Below are 20,804 nucleotides of genomic sequence, written 5' to 3' on the forward strand. Positions count from 1 at the left end.
ATCGATCTGCGTGGGAGCGGCGTAGTTTTACGTTAAACCGACGTAGTGATATGCCCCGATCGGTTGCCTGTCAACCGCCGCCCGGCGGTCACGACCGCAGAGCGGGGCGATCACGCTCGCCGGGCCAGTATGTCAGGGGGTTCGGCGCCGACTTGTTGGCTGTCAGCCAATTGTCAGCTTCCCGTCAGCATCGCGTGGCTAAGACTGGCGATCGAGGGTGAAACCAATCTGTGTCAAATCACGTTTCTCATCTCGCGGCGCTCTCACGCCATTTTGATTGGCGGGCCGCAAGGTCCGGCAATAACTCAGCAATTCGAAGCCAATGGCTTGGGGTACCTCACATGAACAGACGGCGCATCCTGATTGTCGACGACGATGCCGACCTGCGTAAGACTTTGATCGATCAGCTGACGCATTATCGCGAGTTCGATCTGGTGGAGGCGGAATCGGCGTCGGATGCGCTGGGCAAGGTCCGCGGCGCCCATGTCGACCTGATGCTGCTCGATGTCGGGCTGCCCGATATGGATGGCCGCGAGGCAGTGAAGATCCTCAGGCGCGAGGGTTTTAAGAGCCCGATCATCATGCTGACCGCGCAGGACAGCGATTCCGACGAGATCCTCGGGCTCGAGTCGGGCGCCAATGACTATGTGACCAAGCCGTTCCGGTTCTCGGTGCTCCTGGCGCGCATCCGCGCCTCGCTGCGCCAGCACGACCAGAGCGAGGACGTGGTGTTCACCATCGGGCCCTACAGCTTCCAGCCGGCGGCCAAGCTGCTCGAGGCGCCTGACGGGGCCAAGGTGCGGCTGACCGACAAGGAAACCTCGATCCTCAAGTATCTCTATCGGCAGGGTCCCAAGACCATCACCCGCGAAATCCTGCTCAAGGAAGTGTGGGGCTACAATAACCGGGTCACCACGCATACGCTGGAAACGCACATCTATCGGCTGCGCCAGAAGATCGAGCGGGACCCATCCAATGCACGCCTCCTGGTAACGGAAGACGGCGGCTATCGGCTGGTGCCGTAGGGCGTCGAGGCTGCGCGCCAGCCAGTGCATAACTTTTGCCGCGTGGGCCGACGCGGCAAAAGGGATTCCTGACAGCGGCAAGAAATGCTCTATATCGAGGGCCGCGGCACAACCGGGCGCTGAAGCGCCGGGTATGTTGCCGGCGGTCCGGGAATAGGGCGGGATGCAACTCGACGACGCGGCGACGATACTGGGACGTGCGGATTTCTTCGAAATCTGCGACGCCGAGCAGCGGCGATTGCTCGCGTTCGCCTCGGAACGGAAGAAGTTCCGCCCCGGCAGCGTCATCTATGCCTCCGGCGACCAGCCGGAAGGCGCGCATGTGCTGGTCTCGGGCACGGTGTCGAGCACGCAGGATGGCGCCGAGAACAACCCCTACCTGATCCACGATGTCGGTGCGGTACTCGGCGCCATGGCGCTGGTGATCCCCAAGCCGCGGCCGGTGACCATCAAGGCGGTGGATGCGGTGGAGACGCTGTTCGTGCCGCGCACGGCGTTCATGAAGCTGGCGAACCAGTATCCGGACCTGGCCGGCCGGGCAGCCGACCGGATCCGGCGGGAACTGACCAGCTATCTCGGCGCGATCGAAGGCTCCCGCGAGCGCTTCGGCAAGGGGTAGGTGGATAGGCTTGGGCCACCTGCCTCACCCACGGTGTCACCCGACGAAGGCCCGTGGGCGTTAAGTTCGTGCCCACCCACCACCGAGTTTAGGGGCGCTGCCTCGCGGCAAACTCGCCATGGTCGGTGCCCCGAGCACACAACCGGTGGCTGTTCCACGTGAATCAGTCGGGAATCACCGCGTCGACTTCGATCTCGACCAACCAGTCGGGGTCGACGAAGGCGGTGACCTGCATCAGCGTGGTCACCGGACGGACGGTGGCAAAGGCCTCGGCGTGCGCGCGGGCCGCGTCTTTCCACAGCGCGATATCGGTGAGGATGATGCGGGTCCTGGTGACATGCTCGAGGCTCGAGCCGGCATCGGTCAGTGCCTTGGCGATGATCTCGAGGCAGCGCCTGGTCTGGCCGTAGACGTCGCCGATGGCGGCGGTGCCGCCTTCGGCCTTGATCGGAGCGGTGCCGCCGACGGCCACAATGTTGCCGACGCGGACAGCGCGGGAGAAGCCGATCACCGGTTCGAGGTAGGAGCCGGAGCTGACGAGTTTTCGCGACATGGCAGGTCTCTTCTGCTTGGGCTTCACGCGAAGCGGGCGATCACCGGGACGTGGTCGGAAGGTTTGTCGCTCCAGCCGCGCGCCGGCTTGATGATCTCGGCGCCGGCCGTGTGGGCGGCTATGTCGGCGGTGGTCCAGATGTGGTCGAGGCGGCGGCCCTTGTTGGCGGCCTGCCAATCCTTGGCGCGGTAGCTCCACCAGGAATAGAGCTTCTCCTCGGCCGGGAAGTACTTGCGCACCACGTCGACCCAACCATGGCCGCCGCTCAGCAGCGCGTTGAGCGCTTCGGTCTCGATCGGGGTATGGCTGACGACGTCGAGCAGCTGCTTGTGGCTCCACACATCGTGCTCCAGCGGGGCGATGTTGAAGTCGCCGCAGATCAGCTGGCGCTGCTTGAAGTGGTCCTCGCCGAACCAGCTCTTGAGCTCCGAGAGGAAGCCGAGCTTGTGCTTGAACTTGGGGTTGAGTTCGGGATCGGCGAGGTCGCCGCCGGCTGGGATGTAGAAATTGTGGACGGTGAGCGGGCCGAACTCAGAGCCCTGGCCGAAATCGACCAGCGCCGAGACGTGGCGGCTTTCCTCGATCTCGCAGAAGACGCGCGAGGAAATGTCGGTCAGCGGGTGCTTCGAGACGATGGCGACGCCGTGATAGCCCTTCTGGCCATGTACGGCATGGTGCGGGTAGCCGGCGGCGGTGAACTCGTTACGCGGGAACTGGTCGTTGAGGCATTTGATCTCCTGCAGGCACAGCACGTCGGGGTCATACTGGCGCAGGAAATCGAGGACGATCGGCAGCCGCAGGCGGACCGAATTGATGTTCCAGGTGGCAAAGCTCGTCGGCATGAAAAAAGGCGCCTCAGGAATGGGAGGCGCCTCTTATGCAGAGCGGGGCAGGGGGCGTAAAGCCGGAAACGCCGCGTGATTGCTCAGGCGTCGGGAGGGGCCGCCTTCGAGCGGAAGGTCGGGTCGATATAGAAGTAGGATTTTGGAATGGCGACGTCCTTTTCGACATCATAAAGCGAAAAGGTCAGCTCGGCGCCCGACGGTTCGGTGAGCGTCCACTGCTTCATGTCGAGGCTCTCGGTGTCGAACACCAGTGCGACCCGCACCACGCCTTTGGGGGTATCGTCCTGCAGGGTGATCGAGAAATAGTCGTCGGACTGAGCGACGGCGACGATGTTGGCCTTGAACAGGTCGATCTGCGAATCGAGGAACTGGCGCAGCGGCACCTTGTCCTGCGGATAGGCGTACTGGGTCTTCTCCTTGCGATCGACGACGTAGAAGCCGCGGCCGACCGAGACGATCTGCTCGTAGGAGGGGGGATTGTAGCGGAACAGGATCTTGCCCGGCCGCTCGAGGAAGAAGGTGCCCTCGATGCGCTGGCCGCGGGTATCGATCTGCAGAAAGCGGCCGACCATGGTCTTGATCAGCGAGTTGTGCTCGTTGATCCGGGTGATCAGGTCGCGTTCGGCGTCGGTCAGCGTCCGGGCTTCCTGCGCCAGGGCGGGGAAGGCGGCGAGCAGGGCGGCGAAGGCGAGAAAGCTGCGGCGGATCATCTTGATGACGTTCCCTTTGTGGTCTGGAGCCGATCACCGTTTCGTCGAAACGCTGACCGTCTCCAAGTCTTTGATTTGTGGAGCATGCCTCTAGACAGCAATTGCGGCAACAGCGGGAAGGTTCCGGATCACGGCTCCTTGTTGCCCCCTTGGCGATCCTTTTTACCGCGGGCGATCTCGGTGGCGAGCGAGGCGAGCTTGTGAGTCCAGAAGCCACGGAAGCGGTCGAGCCAGTCGTCGATGTCGCGCAGCGGCGCGGCATCGAGGCTGTAGACGCGGCGGGTGCCTTCGGGACGTACGGTGGCGAAGCCCGACTCGCGGAGCACCTTCAAATGCTGGCTGACCCCGGCCTGGCTGATGCCGAACTCGGCGGCAATGACCTCGACCACCTCACCCGAGGCATGCTCGCGCTCGGCGAGCAGCTCGAGGATGCGGCGGCGGACCGGGTCGCCGAGAACGTCGAACGCGTGCATCACATCTCCGGGGGCGGGGCCTCGCCGGTGTAGAACTGCCGCGTCGCCTCGGCTGCCGTCAATGCCTGCTCGCGGTTCTCACCGGCGGTGATTGCCGCCGTGCCCCAGCCGTCGCTGGCAGCGCGGATGAACGCCTTGGCTTCGGGCAGCTCATGCCAGCCGGCCACCGCTTCCTGCGGCAAGTCGGCGGTGGGCTCGGCCAGGTGACGGGCGAGGCCCATGAAGCCAAGGTCCCAGCCGACGCCGACGGCGCCCGGCCCGAACCTGTCCCAGTGCGGATCGATGAAGGCGACGTGCTCGAGTTCGAGCCGGGCGCCGTCGGCGGTGGGCGCGAGCGTGATGGTGATCCAGCTGATGGCGCCGGCGAATTCCCAGGTGGCGGCGATCCGGCGCTGCGGTTCGCATTCGGTGATGGTGCCGCCGGCATTGTTCTCGACCTGGAAGCGGCCGCCGAGCTTCAGCTCGCCGCTGACCGGCGAGAACCAGCGGCGCAGCCGATCGGGGTTGCTGACGGCATCCCAGAGGTCGGCGACGTCGGTGTCGTAGACGCAGCTGGCGACCACCGCCTTGGCGGGTTTGCCGTCGCGCTCGAGGTTGCGCACCGAGCGGGACATGGCGTTGACATGGGCGGTAAGATCGAAAGGCATCGTCGCGTCCTCCGTGTATCAGGTGACGCTTATATAAGGTGCAACTAATATTATGTCTAGGGGGCGAGGCGGCCGACTCGCGCGCAGCGAGCGTGCCCCGCCTACAGGGTGTCATCCCTGCGAAAGCAGGGACCCATCTATCCACCTTCGCGGGCTGTGAGCTGGGTCCCTGCTTTCACAGGGATGACACCGTGCTTAGGGCGCTGTCTGGTGGCAAGTTCGCCGATGGCCCTGCAGCAGGCTCCTTCGGTGACTGCACCACCTCAAGATGGGCCCCGGCCTGCGCCGGGGTGACACCGTGGGTGGGAGGGACCGCGAACAGGAACCGAGCTCAATACCCGTCGGAATTGTTGCCGACGAGGATTTCGCGTTTGCCGGCGTGGTTGGGGGCGGAGATGACGCCTTCCTTTTCCATCCGCTCGATCAGCGTGGCGGCCTTGTTGTAGCCCACCGCCAGGCGGCGCTGGATGTAAGAGGTCGAGACCTTCTTGTCGGTCAGCACGACGTTGACGGCCTTGTCGTAGAGCTCGTCGCCCGAGCCGCCATACTCGTCACCGTCACCACCCGACGCGCCGCCTTCATCCATCTCGTCCTCATCGGCGACGATGGCATCGAGATAATCCGGGGCGCCCTGCGACTTCAGGTGGTTGACCACTGCCTCGACTTCGCTGTCGGCGACGAACGGGCCATGCAGGCGCCGGATGCGGCCGCCGCCGGCCATGTAGAGCATGTCGCCGTTGCCGAGCAGCTGCTCGGCGCCCTGCTCGCCCAGGATGGTGCGGCTGTCGATCTTCGAAGTCACCATGAACGAGATACGGGTGGGGAAGTTGGCCTTGATGGTGCCGGTGATGACGTCGACCGACGGGCGCTGCGTGGCAGTGATGACATGGATGCCGGCGGCGCGGGCCATCTGTGCGAGGCGCTGCACCGAGCCTTCGATTTCCTTGCCGGCGACCATCATCAGGTCGGCCATTTCGTCGATGATGATGACGATGAACGGCAGCGGCTCGAGGTTGAACTCTTCGCTCTCGAAGATCGCCTCGCCGGTTTCACGGTCAAAGCCGGTCTGCACGGTGCGGGTGATCACCTCGCCCTTGGCCTTCGATTCGCCAACACGCTGGTTGAAGCCATCGATGTTGCGCACACCGATCTTACTCATCTTGCGGTAGCGGTCTTCCATCTCGCGCACCGCCCACTTGAGGGCGACAACAGCTTTTGACGGGTCCGTAACGACTGGAGTCAGGAGGTGCGGGATACCGTCATAGATACTGAGTTCCAGCATCTTGGGGTCGATCATGATCAGGCGGCACTGCTCCGGGGTCATCTGGTAGAGCAGGCTGAGAATGAAGGTGTTGATGCCCACCGACTTGCCCGAGCCGGTGGTGCCGGCGATCAGCAGATGCGGCATGCGGGCGAGGTCAGCGATGATCGGCTCGCCGCCGATGGTCTTGCCCAGGCAGATCGGCAGCTTGCCCTTCATCTTCTCGAAATCGGACGAGGCCAGCATTTCGCGCAGGTACACGGTCTCGCGCACCTCGTTGGGCAGCTCGATACCGATGGCGTTGCGGCCGGGGACCACGGCGACGCGTACCGAAATGGCGCTCATCGAGCGGGCGATATCGTCGGCCAGCGAAATGACGCGCGACGACTTGATGCCGGGAGCGGGCTCGAGCTCATAGAGGGTGACGACCGGGCCGGGGCGGACATTGATGATGTCGCCCTTGACGCCGAAATCGGCGAGCACGGATTCAAGCTTCCTCGCCATCGCCTCGAGCCGCTCGGGCGCATGCTCGGGGCTGGCGCCCTTATGCTTGGGCGGCGTGAGGAGGTTCAGCTCGGGCAGCTCGAAGCCATGCGGCTCGTCGAGGAACGAGCCCTGGGCTTCGCGGGCGGCGCGCATGCCGGGCTGCGGCCGGGGGGCCGGCGCGGCGACGCGTGGTGACACCACCGGCGCTGCCTGGTGCGCAGCCGGGACGTGCGGCATGGGAGCCGGGCTGCGCGACGCGGCCATCGGGCCGCGCAGCGGGGTCTGCATCTCCCAGCGCGGCATGTCGGCTTCTTCATCCGGCTCGGGCGGATAGTCGTCGAACGGCGGCTCGTCATGCGCGGCAACGATCGAGCGGCGCTCGACGGTGAGGGCAGGCTCGGCGCGACCGGCAGGGGCCGACGGCGCATGGCCATGGAGGCTCGGCTCGACGGCCTCGCCGCGCCAGGCTTCGGCTTCCGCCTCGGCGGCGCGGCGCTGGGCGATGCCAGCGCGGGCCCGGCGGACGGCGGTGCGGGCCGAGAAGCCCAGATGCACGGCGTAGCCGAGGATCACGTCGAAGATCGAATCGCGCTCTGGCTCGTCGTCATCGACAGGCGCAGCGGCGGCAGCGCCCCTCGTGCCGGCCGGCTTGGCCTTGAGTTTGCCCTTGGGCAGCTCGGGCAGGGTGACCCTACCGAGGCCCATGCCGATCCAGAACAGCGCCAGGGTCGGGGCCGCAATGATGATGGCGAAGAGGATCGCGGTCACCGGCTGCGGCGTGGCGCCGGTGGCGAGAACGGCGAGGTTGGTAAAACTCTGGCCGACGAGGCCGCCGAGCCCGGTGGGCAGCGGCCAGCTCTCCGGCGCGGCAATAAAGGCGAACAAGCCGCAGCTCAGGACGCTCGCGGCGACCCAGGCGAGGAGACGCAGGCCCATGCGCGAGGGGACGCGGTGGCGAATCAGGCCCCAACCCCAGAGCGCAGGCGGCACCAGCAGGGTGAGAATGCCGAGGCCGAAGACCTGGAACGCCATGTCGGCAATGACGGCGCCCGGGAAGCCGAGCCAGTTCCTCGCGGGTTCACCCGAGGCGTAGGAAAGGCTCGGATCATCCACCTGCCAAGTGGCGAGGGACAGCAGCACGATCGCCACCAGCCCCAGGATGATGGCCCCCATCAGGCGGACGGGGATGCGGATCGCTATGGCGGGGGCGGTCTCTCGACGGGCGTCTTCGAGCAGGTGCTGTGCCGGCATCGTCTGGTACACTCTACAAACGGAACGCTGAACCGGCGGCAGACGGCGCGCCGATCGAAGGCTGATCCTAGGCGGTTAGGGTTAACCCGGAACTAACTGGATGGGGGTGGTGCGAGGGCTGACGGCGCGCGGTTTGGCGCTGAGGCTCCGGTCGCCATTCGCCCTCTCGGGTTAGTGGCCGGATCTAACCTCAAGCGGTGGGGGACGCATCTATCAAAGACAGAAAGGTCCGAAGGGGCCCTCCCCGTTTTCGGGGGCGTTCGGAGAGGGCCGTCGGTTTGGCGGACCAGCCGCGGCCGGTGGCTGAGGAGGTTTCAGCTACCGGCCGCGCTTGGGGGGTCCGCCGCACGGGGACAGATACACCTTAGAGCAGGCGTCGTTTGGCCTGCGTGATGTCAACGTGAGCATCACCCGTTAGTCGAAAGTTGCATCGATCCAACGTCGCCGGAGGGGTCGACCGAGATCCTTGCAAATGACTGACCAGTCAGTTATTAATGTACTGACCGGACAGTCAGTAAGGCTAACGACCGATGAATACCAATGATCAAGAGCGCGGACCGAAGTTCCGCCGGCGTGCAGAGGCGCGGCCGGACGAGGTGCTGGATGCGGCGCTGGAGCTGTTCATCGAGAAGGGCTTCGCCTCGACCCGGGTCGAGGACATCGCCAAGCGCGCCGGGCTGAGCAAGGGCACGGTCTATCTCTACTTTCCATCCAAGGAAGCGCTGCTCGAAGGGCTGGTGCGGCGGGCCATCCTGCCGATCGCCGATTCGGCGCTGATGACGCTGCATGATTACGAGGGCGATCCGCGCGTCGTGCTCAGCATGGTGCTGACCATGCTGGCCGGACGGTTCGGCGACCCCAAGGTGATGGCGATGCCGAAGCTGATCTTCCGCGAGGCGATGGGCTTTCCGGGCCTTGCCGAAATGTACCGGCGCGAGGTGCTGGACCGGGTGCTGCCGGCGGTCGAAGGGCTGCTGCGGCGCGGCATCGAGCAGGGCTACCTGCGGCAGGTCGACCCCAGCCTCACCATCCGCTCGATCATCGGACCGCTGATGCTGCACGTGGCGATGGCCGAGATCTTCGGCATCACGCCGGAAGGCGGGCTGCACATGGAGAAGCTGGTCGAGAACCACCTCACCATCCTGTTCGACGGGCTGAGCGCTCCGCCGAGCGCCAAGCAATGGTCAACGAGCTGAGCGAGGAAGCGATGAACGCGGTGTGGACGACCTATATCGAAGCCTATCCGGTGCCGGCCCGTCGGCATTGGGCCCAGGTGCTGCTGCTCGGCAACGGCCTGGTGCTCGGCGCGACCGGGCTGGTGCAGGCAGGCTTCGATCTTGCCGGATACTTCTTCAATCTGGGGCCCCTGGCGGCAGCGCTCCACGGCAACCCCGACGCCCTCGCCTATTTCGAGGCGCACGCGCTGGCAGTGCTGGCGGCGGTGCTGCTGATCGCCAACCACCGGACCGCTGGGGCGGGTTGGAACTGGGCCGCCGCGGCCATCCACCTGCTGCTGGGCGGCGCCAACCTGCTGTTCTGGCCAACCTTCGTTGCCTACGACCTGGTGCCGATGGGGATCGTCGCAACATCAGGACATGCGCTGTTTCTTGGGCTCGAACTGGTAGCAGCCGGGGCCCGCTCGGCGCTGGACAAGCGGAGACGATGATGGACGGTTTTCTGGCCTGGTTGTTCGGCCTCATTGCACTGGTGATCCCCGGGTTCGGCGCAACCGAAGCGCCGGGCTATAACGGCTACGTCGAAGCGCGCTACGTCTATGCCTCGTCGAGCACCGCCGGGCCGATCGAGACCATTTCGGTGCGCGAGGGCGATGTGGTGCTGGAAGGCGACCTGCTGTTCCGGCTGCGCTCGGAGCAGCAGATCGCGCTGCTCTCGGCCGCCGAAGCGCGGGTGGCGGCGGCCGACGCGGGGCTGAAGAACCTCACCACCGGCAGCCGTGCCGACGAGCTCGATGTCATCCAGGCGAGCCTACAGAAGGCGCAAGCCGACATGAATCTCGCCAAGGACAGCGCCACGCGCAGCGAAAAGCTGTTCAAGGAAGGCCTGGTGCCGCAATCGAAGCTCGACCAGGACCGGGCGAGCCTCGCCAGTGCCGAAGCGGCGGTGCGCCAGCTCGAGGCGCAGCTGAAGGTGGCCGAGCTGCCGGCGCGCAGCGAGCAGCAGGTGCAGGCGGAAGCCAACCTGGCGGCGGCGCATGCCGATGCCAAAAAGGCCAATGCCGATCTCGCCGACCGCACCATCACCGCGCCGGCGGCAGGGCGGATCGAGCGGGTGTTCTTCGATGCCGGTGAGATCATCGCGGCGGGGACACCGGTGATCTCGATCCTGCCGGAGGGGGCGCTCAAGGTGAAGTTCTACGTGCCGGAGACGGCGCGGGCCGGGTTGGCGCTGGGCGACCAGCTGGCGGTGAGCTGCGACGGCTGCCCTGATGGGCTGACCGCGAAGGTCAGCTACTTTGCCTCGGACCCGCAATTCACCCCGCCGGTGATCTATTCGCGCGATGAGCGGCAGCGGCTGAGCTACCTGGTCGAAGCAACGCTGGAGGGCGCGAGCCTCCATCCGGGGCAACCGGTGACGGTGGAGCGGCGGCCATGAGCGAGCCGCTGGTCATCGATGTGCATGGGCTAACCAAGAATTTCGGGCCGAAGCGGGTGGTCGACCATTTCGACATCCAGGTGCCGAAGGGCGCGATTTACGGGTTTCTGGGGCCGAACGGCTCAGGCAAGACCACCACCATTCGCATGCTCTGCGGGCTGCTGACGCCGGATGAGGGTGAGGGCACCTGCCTCGGTTTCGATGTGCGGAAACAAGCCGAGCAGATCAAGGAGCAGGTCGGCTACATGACGCAGAAGTTCTCGTATTACGAGGACCTCTCGATCCGCGAGAACCTCGATTTCGTGGCGCGCATGTACCGGCTCGACCGAAGGAAACAACGGGTCGACCAGGCGCTGGCCGATCTCGGGCTCGCCGACCGCTCGAGGCAGCTGGCCGGCTCACTGTCGGGCGGCTGGAAGCAGCGGCTGGCGCTGGCGGCGTGCCTGCTGCATGAGCCGAAACTGCTGCTGCTCGATGAACCCACCGCCGGCGTCGACCCCAAGGCACGGCGCGATTTCTGGGACGAGATCCGCCGGCTTTCCGCCATGGGTGTCACCGTGCTGGTCTCGACCCACTACATGGACGAGGCCGTGCAGTGCGACTTCATCACTTACATCGCCTACGGCAAGAAGTTGATCGACGGGCCCTCGGGCAAGATTCCCGAAATGGTGGGGCTCGAGACGTGGCGGGTGGAAGGGCCCGAGCTGGCCAAACTCGAGGACCGGCTGCTCAAGGAGCCCGGCGTAGTGCAGGTGGCGCGCTTCGGCACGGTGCTGCACGTCTCGGGCACCGACAAGGCGGCGCTGGAATCGACGGTCGAGCGGCTCAAAGCGGAAGGCACGCATCGCTGGAGCCTGCAGGTTGCCGGGCTCGAGGAGGCCTTCATCTACCTGATGACGGGGGCACGCGACAATTTCGCTGGTGATAGCGGCGCCGCGCCGGCGGGAAAGCAGGCGGCATGAACCTCGGCTTCTCGCTCAAGCGCTTCGGCGCCGTGCTCTACAAGGAATTCATCCAGATGCGGCGCGACCGCATCACCTTCGGCATGATGATCGGGTTGCCGATCATCCAGCTGTTCCTGTTCGGCTTTGCCATCAACGCCGACCCGCGCAACCTGCCGACGCTGGTGGAGATGGGCGATAACGGGCCGTTGAGCCGGGCGGTGATCGCGGGGATGCAGAACTCGTCCTACTTCGCCTTCAAAGGCGCGGTCTCCGGGATCGGCGAGGGCGAAGAGGCGCTGCGCCGGGGTGAAGCCAACTTCGTCGTGGTGATCCCCGAGGATTTTGAGCGCGACGTGGTGCGCGGCAACAAGCCGGAGATTCTGGTGGCAGCCGACGCGTCGGACCCCTCGGCGACCGGCGGGGCAGTGGCGGCGCTGTCGGGGATCGTCAACGTGGCGATCGGCGAGACGCTGACCGGACCCCTGGCGCAGCAGGCGGGGTCGGCGCCGTTCTCGATGGTGGTGCACCGGGAGTATAACCCGGAAGGCAAGACCTCGACCAATATCGTGCCGGGGCTGCTGGCCATCATCCTGTCGATGACCATGGTGATGATCACCGCGGTGGCGATCGTCAAGGAGACCGAGCGCGGCACCATGGAGATGCTGATCGCGACGCCGGTAAAGCCGCTCGAGGTGATGCTGGGCAAGATCCTGCCCTATGTGTTCGTCGGCTATGTGCAGACCGCGGTGTTTCTCGCGGCAGCGAGCCTCGTCTTCGGGGTGCCGTTCGAGGGCAGCGTCTGGGCGTTCTTCCTCGGCTTCAACCTGTTCATCGTGGTGAACCTGGCGCTGGGCTTTTTGATCTCGACGGCGGCCAAGAGCCAGATGCAGGCGATGCAGCTGAGCTTTTTCACCATCCTGCCCTCGATCCTCCTCTCCGGCTTCATGTTCCCGTTCGCCGGCATGCCGGGCTGGGCGCAGTTCATCGGCCAGGCCGTGCCGGCGACGCATTTTTTGCGGGTGGTGCGCAAGGTCATGCTGAAGGGTGGCGAGGTGGCGGATGTGACCGGCGAACTCTGGGCGCTGATCGCGATCCTGGTGGTGATCTCGGCGATCGCCATGCTGAGGTATCGGCAGACGCTGGACTAGCCGCGCGGCGCCATGCTGCTTATCTCCGTGGCAGTCAGATGGAGTGATGCGATGAAAGCCGTGGTGTTCGAGGAATTCGGCAGCCCCCGTAAAGTGCTGAAGCTCGAGGAGCGGCCGCTGCCGGAACCCGGGCCGGGGCAGGTGCGGGTGAAGCTCATCCTGTCGCCGATCCACAACCACGACCTGATGATCGTCACCGGGCACTATGGCTACAAGCCGCCGCTGCCGCATGTGCCGGGCACCGAGGCGCTGGGGGTGGTCGACAAGCTGGGCGAAGGCGTGACCAACCTCAAGCTGGGGCAACGGGTGACCGGTGGGGCGAGTGCGGCCTGGGCTGAGTATTATCTCGCCGGCGCGCAATCGCTGGTGCCGCTGCCCGATGGGATCGACGATGCGACGGCGTGCCAGCTGGTGTCGATGCCGCTGAGCGCCTGGCGGCTGCTGGGCGAGCTGCAGGTCGAGACGGGCGACTGGATCGTGCAGAACGCGGCCAACGGCGCGGTGGGCAAGATCATCGCCAAGCTGGCAGCAGAACGCGGCGTCAAGGTGCTCAATATCGTGCGGCGCGAGGCAGCGGTAGCTGAACTGGCCGCCGAGGGGATCGGCGATGCGGTCTCGAGCGAGCACGAAGATTGGCAGGATCGGGCCAGGGCGATCACCGGCGGCGCGCCGATCCGGCGGGCGCTGGATTCGGTAGCGGGCCGGGCGTCGGACGAGCTGCTGGATCTCGTCGCCGAAGAAGGCTGGCTGATCTCGTTCGGGGCGCTGAGCGGCCGGCCGATGCAGATCAGCGCCGATAACCTCTTGTTCAAGCGGGCGGTGGTGAAGGGGTTCTGGGCCGCCAAGCCCTCGAGCTTCCATACGCCCGAGCAGATCCGCGGCGCTATCGTCGAGTTCGTCGGCAAGGCAGCGCGCGGAGAGCTGAAGCTGCCGATCGCCGAGGTGTTTCCGCTCGAGCAGGCCGCGGAAGCCGCCGAAGCGAGCAACGAGAAAGGCCGGCAGGGAAAGATCGCCATCCGCGGCAGCTGAAGCGCCCAGCTAGCCGGTCGGGTCAGACGGAGCGCCTGCCGGCGCCGGGCCGTCGGTGACGCCGAGGCCACTTTCGATGGCGAGGACATCCGCGTCGGAGACCTCGCCGATGGTGCGGAAGTCGATGAACATCTGCTCAAAACCGCCCGGCGTCACCATGGCGAACAGCTCGCCCGGTTCGCTGCCGATATTGACCCATTGATGCGGGATATGCGGTGGCAGGACGATGACCGAGCCAGGCCCGGCGGTCCAGCTGTCGGTTCCGCACCAGAAGCGGAAGCTGCCTGAGATGACGGAGAACAGTTCGGTCTCACGGCTATGGGTGTGCCAGCTCGGACCGGTTCCCGGCGCGATCACCGCGGTCCATGCGCCCATCCGGCCGGCCGTCTCGGCGGAGCGGACCTGCACCCGCACGTCGTCGCCGCGGGCCGTCTTGCCGTTCGGTGGGGTGGTCGGGAACGAGACGATGGCGCGCGGGAACGGCGCCATCGAAGGCTCGCTGCCCAGCGTGAAGCCGAGCGCTGCCGTGTCTTCGTTGGCGATGCCGAGGCGGTGTTCGATGCGGGCGATGTCGGACTGCGTGCCCGGCTTTTCTGCTGCGATCGCAAGAAACAGTTGTTCGCAGCCGCCGGGCGTGACGATCCCGAGCATGCGGCCGGTTTGCTCGCCGATGTTCCACCATTTGTGCGGGACATGCGGCGGCAAGGCGACGACGGTGCCGGTGGGGGCATCGAATTCGTCGCTGCCGCAGATGAAGTGGTAGCTGCTCTCGAGTACCACGAAGAGCTCGACTTCGCGGGTGTGCATATGGCCGGCGGGACCGCGACCCGGCGGGGTAATGGTGTCCCAGGCGCCGAGGCTGCCGTCGGTGTCAGCCGCTGAAGCATGTATCACCACCGGCGCGCCGAACGGCGTCTGCCCGTAGCGCTGGGTGCCGGGAATCGAAACGACTGCACGATCGAATACCGGCATGATGCGCCCTCCTGCCGGACGGGGACGTTAGCACAGGGGATCGATGCCCGAGAAGCTGTGGCTTACGCCGTGAGCCCGAGCATCTGGTCCTGGCGCTGGCGCAGGGCGTAGAGCCGGGTGGTCTGGTCGGGCAGGGCGTTGGCGGTGGTGAGCAGCTGGCCCTTCTTCACCGGGGCAGTGACCCTGCCGCCTTCGAGCAGGCCGACCGGCACGGCATGTTGGCGGCGGGCGTCTTCGACGGTCAGAATGAAGCTGCGGTAGCAGGTCTCGCCGATGGCATCGAAGCTCTCGCCGACCGCCAGATCGCGCTTGGCGACGGCGCAGACTTCGGCGACCGGATTTGGCATCGGCACCATGTCGGGCTTGCCGTAGAGCATGATGCGGGCCGCGGTCAGCGGCACTTCCAGCGACGTCAGGTGATAGGGGCGGAAGAAGGCGTAGTACGGACCCTTGCCGACATGCAGGTCGTCCATGCGCTCGATGATGCGCGGATGTTCGGCTTCGACGATCACGAACACACCAGGCGCCACACCCTTGCCGACGGTGAAATCGACGACGCCTTTCTTGTTGAGGATGCCGCCATCCGCCTTGGGGATCAGCACCTTGACCATCTCGTCGCGGTCGGCCTTCGGCCCATGCATGCCCGGCACATCGGGGACCAGCCCGGTGGCATTGGCGATGCAGGCCATCTCGACCATGGTCTTACTGCCATCGACGAACTCGACCAGCATGCGCGGGTTCATGTTCCGGCGGAGCGCTTCCTCGCGATAGTCGTCGGGAACCGCGTCGTGATTGAGCGGGTTGTTCTTGCCCTTGCCGGCCGAGACGATCCGGTAGCCGAGCGCCGAGGCGAACTCGATCAGCTCCATGCAACTACTGGGCTCGTCGCCCGCGCCGACCGAATAAATGACGCCGAGGCGGTCGGCCTCGTGCTTCAGGTAGGGGCCGATGGTGACGTCGGCTTCGACGTTCATCATCACGAGGTGCTTGCCGTGCTCCATCGCGGTCAGACAATAGTCCGCCGCGACGCCGGGTTTGCCGGTGGCATCGATCACCACGTCGATCAGCGGGTTTTTGACCAGCGTTTCGGCCGAGGTGACGGCCATCTTGCCGGCCTCGATGGCGGCGGTGACCTTGCTCTCGGTATCGGCTTCCACGGCATGCGCGTCGTCGCCATAGGCAATGGCCATGGCAGCGCGCGCAGTGTGCGGGCGGCGGGTGGCGATAGCCGCCACTTCGATGCCGCGCATCAGCCCGCCCTGGGTCACCAGGTCCGTGCCCATCTCGCCCGAACCGATGACGCCGATACGGATCGGCCTGCCGGAATCGGCCCGCGCCTTGAGGTCGCGCGCGATGCCGGTCAGATGCACATTGGTGAGCGGGGTCGGGGGGTTGATGGCCTTCATGCGCGGTGCTCTACCACTGGCGTCGCCACATGGGAACCTGAGAGATGACCGGCCAGCTCGATGTGATTCGCGAGGCAAACCTGGGGATCATCGCCCTCAACCGGCCCGAGGCGATCAACGCGCTGAACCTCGAGATGATCGACGGCATCACCCGGGCGCTCGAGCAATGGGCCAATGACGAGGAGATCCGGCTGGTGCTGTTCGAGGGCCGCGGTCCACGCGGCTTCTGCTCGGGCGGCGACGTCAGGGCGGTGCGCCAGGCCGTGCTCGAGGGTAAGGCCGAGGAAGCCGACGCCTTCTTTGCCGCCGAGTACCGGATGAACGGCATCATCGCGCGTTATCCCAAGCCTTTGGTGGCGCTGACGCATGGCATCGTGATGGGCGGCGGCATCGGCATTGCCGGGCACTGCGCCTTCCGCTTCACCACCAGCGAGGCGCGTTTCGCCATGCCGGAGGCGGCGATCGGCTTTACCTGCGACGTGGGGGTGAACTTCATCCTCAGTAAGGCGCCGGTGCACCGGGCGCTGACTTTCGCGATGACCGGGGTGCCGGCCGGCGCCGCCGATGCACTGGCGCTGGGGCTGACCGATTGCGCCATCGACCCGGCGCGGCGCGATGCGGTGCGCGCCGGAATTGCGGCGGCGGCGAGTGCGACGCGGATCGACGCAGCGCTCGGCGCGCTGATGCAGGCCGAGATGGCGCCGGTGGGCGAAGCGGTGTTGTGCGACGCCGCCGACCGGCACGCGGGCCTCGACTGGACGGATGAAGCGGTGATCGTCGGCACTGCCGGGCTCGAGCCGCAACTGGCGCAACTGGCGCTGCGCTCGCCGACCAGCCTCGTCGCCATAGCCGAAAGCCACCACGCGGCGCGGCGGTTCAGCCATATCGGCGCGGTACTGGCCGCAGACCTGCGGCTGGCACGCCTGCTGTGCCGGCTGCCGGATTTCGCCGAGGGGGTGCGGGCAGTGCTGGTCGACAAGGACCAGAAGCCCGCGTGGCGGCCCAACTCGCTGGCGGGCGTCGACCGGTCATCGATCCGGGCAGTGGTGGGCGCGGCCTGACGCGCCGAAAGCGCCTGAATTTAGCACTTCCTAAACCGTTCCATCGGATGCTGGCGCCGGGCAGAAGTCCACGGGGGCAGCCAAGTAGATGGCTCAGGCACGCAGCAAAACTATCGCCTTGCCGGCGATCGTCGATCTCGACGCGCTCGATCCTATTCGTGACGAGCTGGTCGACGCTATCGAATCCGGACCGGTTACGGTCTCGGGGGCAGCGATCGAACGGGTGGCGACCAACGCGCTGTTCATGCTGCTGAGTGCCGCCGAGACCGCCCGTCGCAACAATTTCGCATTTTCGGTCAGCGCGCCCAGCGAGGCGTTCCGGCTGGCTGTTTCGCGGCTGGGGCTTCAGGCCCCGTTCGCCGCGATCATGGAAGGGTAATTCATGCGTGTACTGACGGTTGACGATTCCCGAACCATTCTCGCCATGCTGCACCATACGCTCAGCAATGCGGGCTTCGAGGTGCTGCAGGCCGAAGACGGCCAGAAGGGCCTCGACGTGCTCAAGAACGAGAGCGTCGATGTGGTGATCACCGACATCAACATGCCGGTGATGGACGGGATCGAGTTCATCAAGAACGTCCGCGCCTCGGGCATGCACAATTCGCTGCCCATCCTCATCCTCACCACCGAAACCAGCCAGGACAAGCGCGACCAGGGCCGCGCTGCCGGCGGCACCGGCTGGATCGTCAAGCCGTTCGACCCGGAGAAACTGATCTCGGTCATCCACCGCGTGGTGCACTGAGTTCCACCGCGCCTCTCTCGCCTTCCCGGCAACCCAGAAGGGTTCGTGACTAGTCCATGAGCGACCTCGACGACTTCAAGGCCACCTATTTCGACGAGTGCTCGGAGCTGCTGCTCGAACTTGAAGAGCAGTTCGCCGCCATCGAAGAGGGCGACCGCTCGAGCGACCGGCTGAACGCGGTGTTCCGCGCCATCCACTCGATCAAGGGTGGTGGTGGAGCGTTCGGTTTCCAGGGGCTGGTCGGGTTCGCGCACGCCTATGAGACGCTGCTCGACCATGTCCGTGACGGACGGGTGGAGCTCTCGGAGCCGGTGGCGGCGCTCTGCATCCGCGCCAACGACATCGTCGCCGATTTCGTCGCGGCGGCCAAGGACGGCACCGAGCTCGAGGCCGGCTACGGCGCCGAGGAAAAGCACCAGTTCGACGCGCTGACCTCGGGCGACCCGGATATGGCCGGCGAGCCGATGGAAGAGTTCGACATCGACTTCGTGCCGGTCATGGTGACCATCGCCGGCGCCGAGGACGACGATGTCGTGGCCGAGGAGCCGCTGAGCCTTGCCGTGCTCGACGATGCCTTCGAGGCGCCGCCGCTGGCGCTGGAAACCGGGCACTGGATCATCCGTTTCACCCCGCATTCCGAGCTTTACGCCCGGGCCAACGACCCGCTGCTGTTGCTGCGCGAGCTCGGAACGCTGGGTGATATCAAGGTGCGGGCGGTGCTCGACGAGATTCCGGCGCTGGCCGATTTCGAGCCGTTCGGGGTCTATTGCAGCTGGGAGATCACGCTCAGCTCCGACACCGTGACCGAGGCGGCGATCGCCGAGGTGTTCGAGTTCGTCGAGGGCAATTGCGATCTCGAGATCACCCGCGGCGAAGCGCCGGTGGCGGAAGCAGCGCTTGATGCGCAGATCGAGGCGATGCCATCGTTTGCCGAGCTGACGGCCGATGTGACGGAGCCGGTGGCTGCCATTGCCGAGGTCGAGGCCACCCCGACGGCCGAGCTGTTGAGCTTTGCCGATCTCGCCGAAAGCCTGAAGCCGGCGCTGAAGGCGGCGCCGCCGCTGATGCCGCCGCCGCTGAAGCAGGCGGCTCCCGCCGAGGAATTCGAAGGCGAGAACGACCGCCGTTCGGGCGCCGAGGATCGGCGCAATGGCGTGCAGTCGATCCGCGTCGATCTCGACAAGATCGACCGCGTGGTCAACATGGTGGGCGAACTGGTGATCACCCAGTCGATGCTCACCCAGCAGATGGATGAGACGCTGCGCGCCCGCTACCAGGAACTGGTGCGCGGCCTCGAAGTGCTGGCGCAGACGACGCGCGGCCTGCAGGATTCGGTGATGGCGATTCGCGCCCAACCGGTGAAGACGGTGTTCTCGCGCATGCCACGGCTGGTGCGCGAACTGGCGACGAAGACCGGCAAGAAGATCCGGCTCGAAACCATCGGCGAGAATACCGAGATCGACAAGACGATCATCGAGCAGCTTTCCGACCCACTGACCCACATGATCCGCAACTCGGCCGACCACGGCATCGAGAGTCCGGAAAAGCGGTTGGCCGCGGGCAAGAACGAGTCCGGGGCGATCCGGCTGTCGGCCGAGCAGGCGGGCGGCAACATCCTGATCGCGGTGGAAGACGATGGCGGCGGCATCAACCGCGAGCGCGTGCTGCAGGTGGCGCGCGACCGCGGCGTGGTGGGGCCGGAGCAGGCGCTGAGCGACGAGCAGATCGACCAGTTGATCTTCGCGCCGGGCTTCTCGACCGCGTCCGAGGTTTCCGACATTTCCGGCCGCGGCGTCGGCATGGACGTGGTGCTCAGTAACATCAAGAAGATCGGCGGCTCGGTGCACGTGAAGAGCTGGACCGGCAAGGGCACGCGGATGACGCTGCGCCTGCCGCTGACCCTCGCGGTGCTCGACGTCATGCTGGTGAAGGTGGCGGGTTCGCCCTACGTGATCCCGCTCTCGTCGATCGTCGAGACCATCCAGTGCGCCCGGGCCAATTTCTCGCGCATGCCCACGGGTGGGCAGGTGCTGCAGGTACGCGGCGAATATGTGCAGGTGGTGGACCTGGCGTCGCGCTTCGAGATGACCACCGAGGTCGAGCGCGACAACCGCTTCGTGGTGCTGTGCGAGGCCGAAGGCGGGGTGAAGGTGGCGGTGATCGTCGACGACATCATCGGCCAGCAGCAGGTGGTGATCAAATCGCTGGAGGAGAACTTCCAGTCGATCGAAGGCATCGCCGGTGGCACCATTCTCGGCGACGGCAACGTAGCGCTGATCGTCGACGTGCAGGGTTTGAAATCCGCCACCGCGGCTCACAAGAGCGCTGCCTGAGGCAGCGCTGAACCACAGATCTGACGCCGGCCAGGAGGCCGGCAGGAAAGGCAGAAGACCAAATGGAATCCCTCGCATTCAAGGACGACATCTCGGGCAGCGTCACGGCTGCCGCCAACTCGCTGCAGCTGATCGCGTTCTCGATCGGCGAGCAGACGTACGGCGTGGAAATCACCACGGTGCGCGAGATCCGCGCCTGGAACGGCGCGACGCCACTGCCCAACACCCGCGAGTTCGTGCGCGGGGTGATTAACCTGCGCGGCACGATCGTGCCGATCTTCGACCTGCGCGCCCGCTTCGGCGAAGGCCAGACCTCGCCGACCAAGAACCACGTCGTGGTGGTGATGAGCGTCGGCGAAAAGTGGGTGGGGATCCTGGTGGACGCGGTGTCCGACATCCTGACCGTCGCCAAGACCGACATCCACAACGTGCCCGAGGGCAACTCGATCGACACCGAACTGTTGAACGGCATCGTGACGCACGAAAGCCGCATGGTCGGGCTGATCGACCTGCACGCGGTGGTGTCCGGGGCGAAGATGGACAGCTGAGGCGGAGCCATCGCTGAAAGCTGCAAGGGCCGTCCGCGAGGGCGGCCCTTTTGCTTTCGGATGTGTGAGACACCGGCGGTGGAGCGAGCGCCTTCTCCCACAAGGGGAGAAGGCCACCCAGCCACCGCCGGTGTCTCA

General features: G+C 65.9%; 21 protein-coding genes. 13 read left to right on the forward strand and 8 right to left on the reverse strand.

The window, feature by feature from the left end; all coding sequences use genetic code 11:
* Positions 1-341 precede the first annotated feature (341 nt).
* Positions 342-1,025 carry a response regulator transcription factor gene (locus tag ACSQ23_RS07255; RefSeq protein ID WP_055047030.1) on the forward strand — a complete coding sequence of 228 codons (684 nt, stop codon included), beginning with the start codon at positions 342-344 and terminating at the stop codon, positions 1,023-1,025.
* A 163-nt stretch (positions 1,026-1,188) separates the two neighbouring features.
* Complete coding sequence (locus ACSQ23_RS07260) at positions 1,189-1,644, forward strand: cyclic nucleotide-binding domain-containing protein (protein ID WP_055874641.1); 456 nt, start codon at positions 1,189-1,191, stop codon at positions 1,642-1,644.
* A gap of 163 nt (positions 1,645-1,807) precedes the next feature.
* Here the strand turns inward: ACSQ23_RS07260 and ACSQ23_RS07265 are convergent, their stop codons facing one another.
* From ACSQ23_RS07265 to ACSQ23_RS07290, 6 genes are all read right to left on the reverse strand, one after another.
* A complete protein-coding gene (locus tag ACSQ23_RS07265; RefSeq protein WP_436090193.1) occupies positions 1,808-2,197 on the reverse strand; it encodes a RidA family protein in 390 nt (129 codons plus the stop codon).
* Positions 2,198-2,220: 23 nt separating this feature from the next.
* Positions 2,221-3,039 carry an exodeoxyribonuclease III gene (gene xth / locus ACSQ23_RS07270; RefSeq protein ID WP_436090194.1) on the reverse strand — a complete coding sequence of 273 codons (819 nt, stop codon included), beginning with the start codon at positions 3,037-3,039 and terminating at the stop codon, positions 2,221-2,223.
* Between the two features lie 83 nt (positions 3,040-3,122).
* Entirely contained in the window at positions 3,123-3,752 is a 630-nt protein-coding gene (locus tag ACSQ23_RS07275) for a LolA family protein (protein WP_055874649.1), read from the reverse strand.
* A gap of 128 nt (positions 3,753-3,880) precedes the next feature.
* Positions 3,881-4,225 carry an ArsR/SmtB family transcription factor gene (locus ACSQ23_RS07280; RefSeq protein WP_436090195.1) on the reverse strand — a complete coding sequence of 115 codons (345 nt, stop codon included), beginning with the start codon at positions 4,223-4,225 and terminating at the stop codon, positions 3,881-3,883.
* Complete coding sequence (locus ACSQ23_RS07285) at positions 4,225-4,872, reverse strand: SRPBCC family protein (RefSeq protein ID WP_436090196.1); 648 nt, start codon at positions 4,870-4,872, stop codon at positions 4,225-4,227. The genes ACSQ23_RS07280 and ACSQ23_RS07285 overlap by 1 nt, the downstream gene beginning before the upstream one ends.
* A 331-nt stretch (positions 4,873-5,203) precedes the next feature.
* Positions 5,204-7,870, reverse strand: coding sequence for a DNA translocase FtsK (locus ACSQ23_RS07290; protein ID WP_436090197.1), 2,667 nt, complete (start codon positions 7,868-7,870; stop codon positions 5,204-5,206).
* 530 nt (positions 7,871-8,400) lie between these two features.
* Here ACSQ23_RS07290 and ACSQ23_RS07295 point away from each other — a divergent pair.
* From ACSQ23_RS07295 to ACSQ23_RS07320, 6 genes are read left to right on the forward strand one after another with little or no spacing between them, the layout of a single operon-like run.
* Positions 8,401-9,066, forward strand: coding sequence for a TetR/AcrR family transcriptional regulator (locus ACSQ23_RS07295; protein ID WP_436090198.1), 666 nt, complete (start codon positions 8,401-8,403; stop codon positions 9,064-9,066).
* Positions 9,051-9,536 (forward strand): hypothetical protein, encoded by a 486-nt coding sequence (locus tag ACSQ23_RS07300; RefSeq protein WP_436090199.1) that lies wholly within the window; start codon positions 9,051-9,053, stop codon positions 9,534-9,536. Before ACSQ23_RS07295 ends, ACSQ23_RS07300 begins: the two co-directional genes overlap by 16 nt.
* A complete protein-coding gene (locus ACSQ23_RS07305; protein ID WP_436090200.1) occupies positions 9,536-10,483 on the forward strand; it encodes an HlyD family secretion protein in 948 nt (315 codons plus the stop codon). Before ACSQ23_RS07300 ends, ACSQ23_RS07305 begins: the two co-directional genes overlap by 1 nt.
* Entirely contained in the window at positions 10,480-11,445 is a 966-nt protein-coding gene (locus tag ACSQ23_RS07310; RefSeq protein ID WP_436090201.1) for an ABC transporter ATP-binding protein, read from the forward strand. Before ACSQ23_RS07305 ends, ACSQ23_RS07310 begins: the two co-directional genes overlap by 4 nt.
* A complete protein-coding gene (locus ACSQ23_RS07315) occupies positions 11,442-12,575 on the forward strand; it encodes an ABC transporter permease (protein ID WP_436090202.1) in 1,134 nt (377 codons plus the stop codon). The genes ACSQ23_RS07310 and ACSQ23_RS07315 overlap by 4 nt, the downstream gene beginning before the upstream one ends.
* Before the next feature lie 51 nt (positions 12,576-12,626).
* A complete protein-coding gene (locus ACSQ23_RS07320; protein ID WP_436090203.1) occupies positions 12,627-13,604 on the forward strand; it encodes a zinc-binding dehydrogenase in 978 nt (325 codons plus the stop codon).
* 9 nt (positions 13,605-13,613) lie between these two features.
* Here ACSQ23_RS07320 and ACSQ23_RS07325 read toward each other — a convergent pair whose 3' ends face one another.
* Positions 13,614-14,576 carry a cupin domain-containing protein gene (locus ACSQ23_RS07325; RefSeq protein ID WP_436090204.1) on the reverse strand — a complete coding sequence of 321 codons (963 nt, stop codon included), beginning with the start codon at positions 14,574-14,576 and terminating at the stop codon, positions 13,614-13,616.
* Between the two features lie 62 nt (positions 14,577-14,638).
* Positions 14,639-15,982, reverse strand: coding sequence for an NAD(P)H-dependent oxidoreductase (locus tag ACSQ23_RS07330; RefSeq protein WP_436090205.1), 1,344 nt, complete (start codon positions 15,980-15,982; stop codon positions 14,639-14,641).
* Positions 15,983-16,026: 44 nt separating this feature from the next.
* On the opposite strand from ACSQ23_RS07330, the gene ACSQ23_RS07335 reads away from it, so the two are divergent.
* The 5 genes from ACSQ23_RS07335 (at position 16,027) to ACSQ23_RS07355 (ending at position 20,666) form a co-directional block, all read left to right on the forward strand.
* On the forward strand, positions 16,027-17,043 hold the full coding sequence (locus ACSQ23_RS07335) for a 3-hydroxyisobutyryl-CoA hydrolase (RefSeq protein WP_436090206.1): 1,017 nt from the start codon (positions 16,027-16,029) through the stop codon (positions 17,041-17,043).
* Between the two features lie 88 nt (positions 17,044-17,131).
* On the forward strand, positions 17,132-17,422 hold the full coding sequence (locus tag ACSQ23_RS07340; RefSeq protein WP_055874681.1) for an STAS domain-containing protein: 291 nt from the start codon (positions 17,132-17,134) through the stop codon (positions 17,420-17,422).
* 3 nt (positions 17,423-17,425) lie between these two features.
* Positions 17,426-17,785, forward strand: a complete 360-nt coding sequence (locus ACSQ23_RS07345; protein ID WP_055874686.1) for a response regulator — start codon at positions 17,426-17,428, stop codon at positions 17,783-17,785.
* Positions 17,786-17,841: 56 nt separating this feature from the next.
* Entirely contained in the window at positions 17,842-20,118 is a 2,277-nt protein-coding gene (locus ACSQ23_RS07350; RefSeq protein WP_436090207.1) for a chemotaxis protein CheW, read from the forward strand.
* 62 nt (positions 20,119-20,180) lie between these two features.
* Positions 20,181-20,666, forward strand: coding sequence for a chemotaxis protein CheW (locus tag ACSQ23_RS07355; protein WP_436090208.1), 486 nt, complete (start codon positions 20,181-20,183; stop codon positions 20,664-20,666).
* Positions 20,667-20,804 lie beyond the last annotated feature (138 nt).

The sequence above is a fragment of the Devosia sp. LjRoot16 genome (genome assembly GCF_964252795.1).
Taxonomy (GTDB): Bacteria; Pseudomonadota; Alphaproteobacteria; order Rhizobiales; family Devosiaceae; genus Devosia_A.

What these genes read in the sequence shown, in the direction of transcription:
- ACSQ23_RS07285 (WP_436090196.1), bottom strand. Translation starts at nt 4,872, where the DNA reads ATGCCTTTCGATCTTACCGCCCATGTCAACGCCATGTCCCGCTCGGTG.
- ACSQ23_RS07280 (WP_436090195.1), bottom strand. Translation starts at nt 4,225, where the DNA reads ATGCACGCGTTCGACGTTCTCGGCGACCCGGTCCGCCGCCGCATCCTC.
- ACSQ23_RS07350 (WP_436090207.1), top strand. Translation starts at nt 17,842, where the DNA reads ATGAGCGACCTCGACGACTTCAAGGCCACCTATTTCGACGAGTGCTCG.
- xth (WP_436090194.1), bottom strand. Translation starts at nt 3,039, where the DNA reads ATGCCGACGAGCTTTGCCACCTGGAACATCAATTCGGTCCGCCTGCGG.
- ACSQ23_RS07315 (WP_436090202.1), top strand. Translation starts at nt 11,442, where the DNA reads ATGAACCTCGGCTTCTCGCTCAAGCGCTTCGGCGCCGTGCTCTACAAG.
- ACSQ23_RS07295 (WP_436090198.1), top strand. Translation starts at nt 8,401, where the DNA reads ATGAATACCAATGATCAAGAGCGCGGACCGAAGTTCCGCCGGCGTGCA.
- ACSQ23_RS07305 (WP_436090200.1), top strand. Translation starts at nt 9,536, where the DNA reads ATGGACGGTTTTCTGGCCTGGTTGTTCGGCCTCATTGCACTGGTGATC.
- ACSQ23_RS07340 (WP_055874681.1), top strand. Translation starts at nt 17,132, where the DNA reads ATGGCTCAGGCACGCAGCAAAACTATCGCCTTGCCGGCGATCGTCGAT.
- ACSQ23_RS07355 (WP_436090208.1), top strand. Translation starts at nt 20,181, where the DNA reads ATGGAATCCCTCGCATTCAAGGACGACATCTCGGGCAGCGTCACGGCT.
- ACSQ23_RS07325 (WP_436090204.1), bottom strand. Translation starts at nt 14,576, where the DNA reads ATGCCGGTATTCGATCGTGCAGTCGTTTCGATTCCCGGCACCCAGCGC.
- ACSQ23_RS07320 (WP_436090203.1), top strand. Translation starts at nt 12,627, where the DNA reads ATGAAAGCCGTGGTGTTCGAGGAATTCGGCAGCCCCCGTAAAGTGCTG.
- ACSQ23_RS07275 (WP_055874649.1), bottom strand. Translation starts at nt 3,752, where the DNA reads ATGATCCGCCGCAGCTTTCTCGCCTTCGCCGCCCTGCTCGCCGCCTTC.
- ACSQ23_RS07310 (WP_436090201.1), top strand. Translation starts at nt 10,480, where the DNA reads ATGAGCGAGCCGCTGGTCATCGATGTGCATGGGCTAACCAAGAATTTC.
- ACSQ23_RS07300 (WP_436090199.1), top strand. Translation starts at nt 9,051, where the DNA reads ATGGTCAACGAGCTGAGCGAGGAAGCGATGAACGCGGTGTGGACGACC.
- ACSQ23_RS07345 (WP_055874686.1), top strand. Translation starts at nt 17,426, where the DNA reads ATGCGTGTACTGACGGTTGACGATTCCCGAACCATTCTCGCCATGCTG.
- ACSQ23_RS07265 (WP_436090193.1), bottom strand. Translation starts at nt 2,197, where the DNA reads ATGTCGCGAAAACTCGTCAGCTCCGGCTCCTACCTCGAACCGGTGATC.
- ACSQ23_RS07255 (WP_055047030.1), top strand. Translation starts at nt 342, where the DNA reads ATGAACAGACGGCGCATCCTGATTGTCGACGACGATGCCGACCTGCGT.
- ACSQ23_RS07260 (WP_055874641.1), top strand. Translation starts at nt 1,189, where the DNA reads ATGCAACTCGACGACGCGGCGACGATACTGGGACGTGCGGATTTCTTC.
- ACSQ23_RS07335 (WP_436090206.1), top strand. Translation starts at nt 16,027, where the DNA reads ATGACCGGCCAGCTCGATGTGATTCGCGAGGCAAACCTGGGGATCATC.
- ACSQ23_RS07290 (WP_436090197.1), bottom strand. Translation starts at nt 7,870, where the DNA reads ATGCCGGCACAGCACCTGCTCGAAGACGCCCGTCGAGAGACCGCCCCC.
- ACSQ23_RS07330 (WP_436090205.1), bottom strand. Translation starts at nt 15,982, where the DNA reads ATGAAGGCCATCAACCCCCCGACCCCGCTCACCAATGTGCATCTGACC.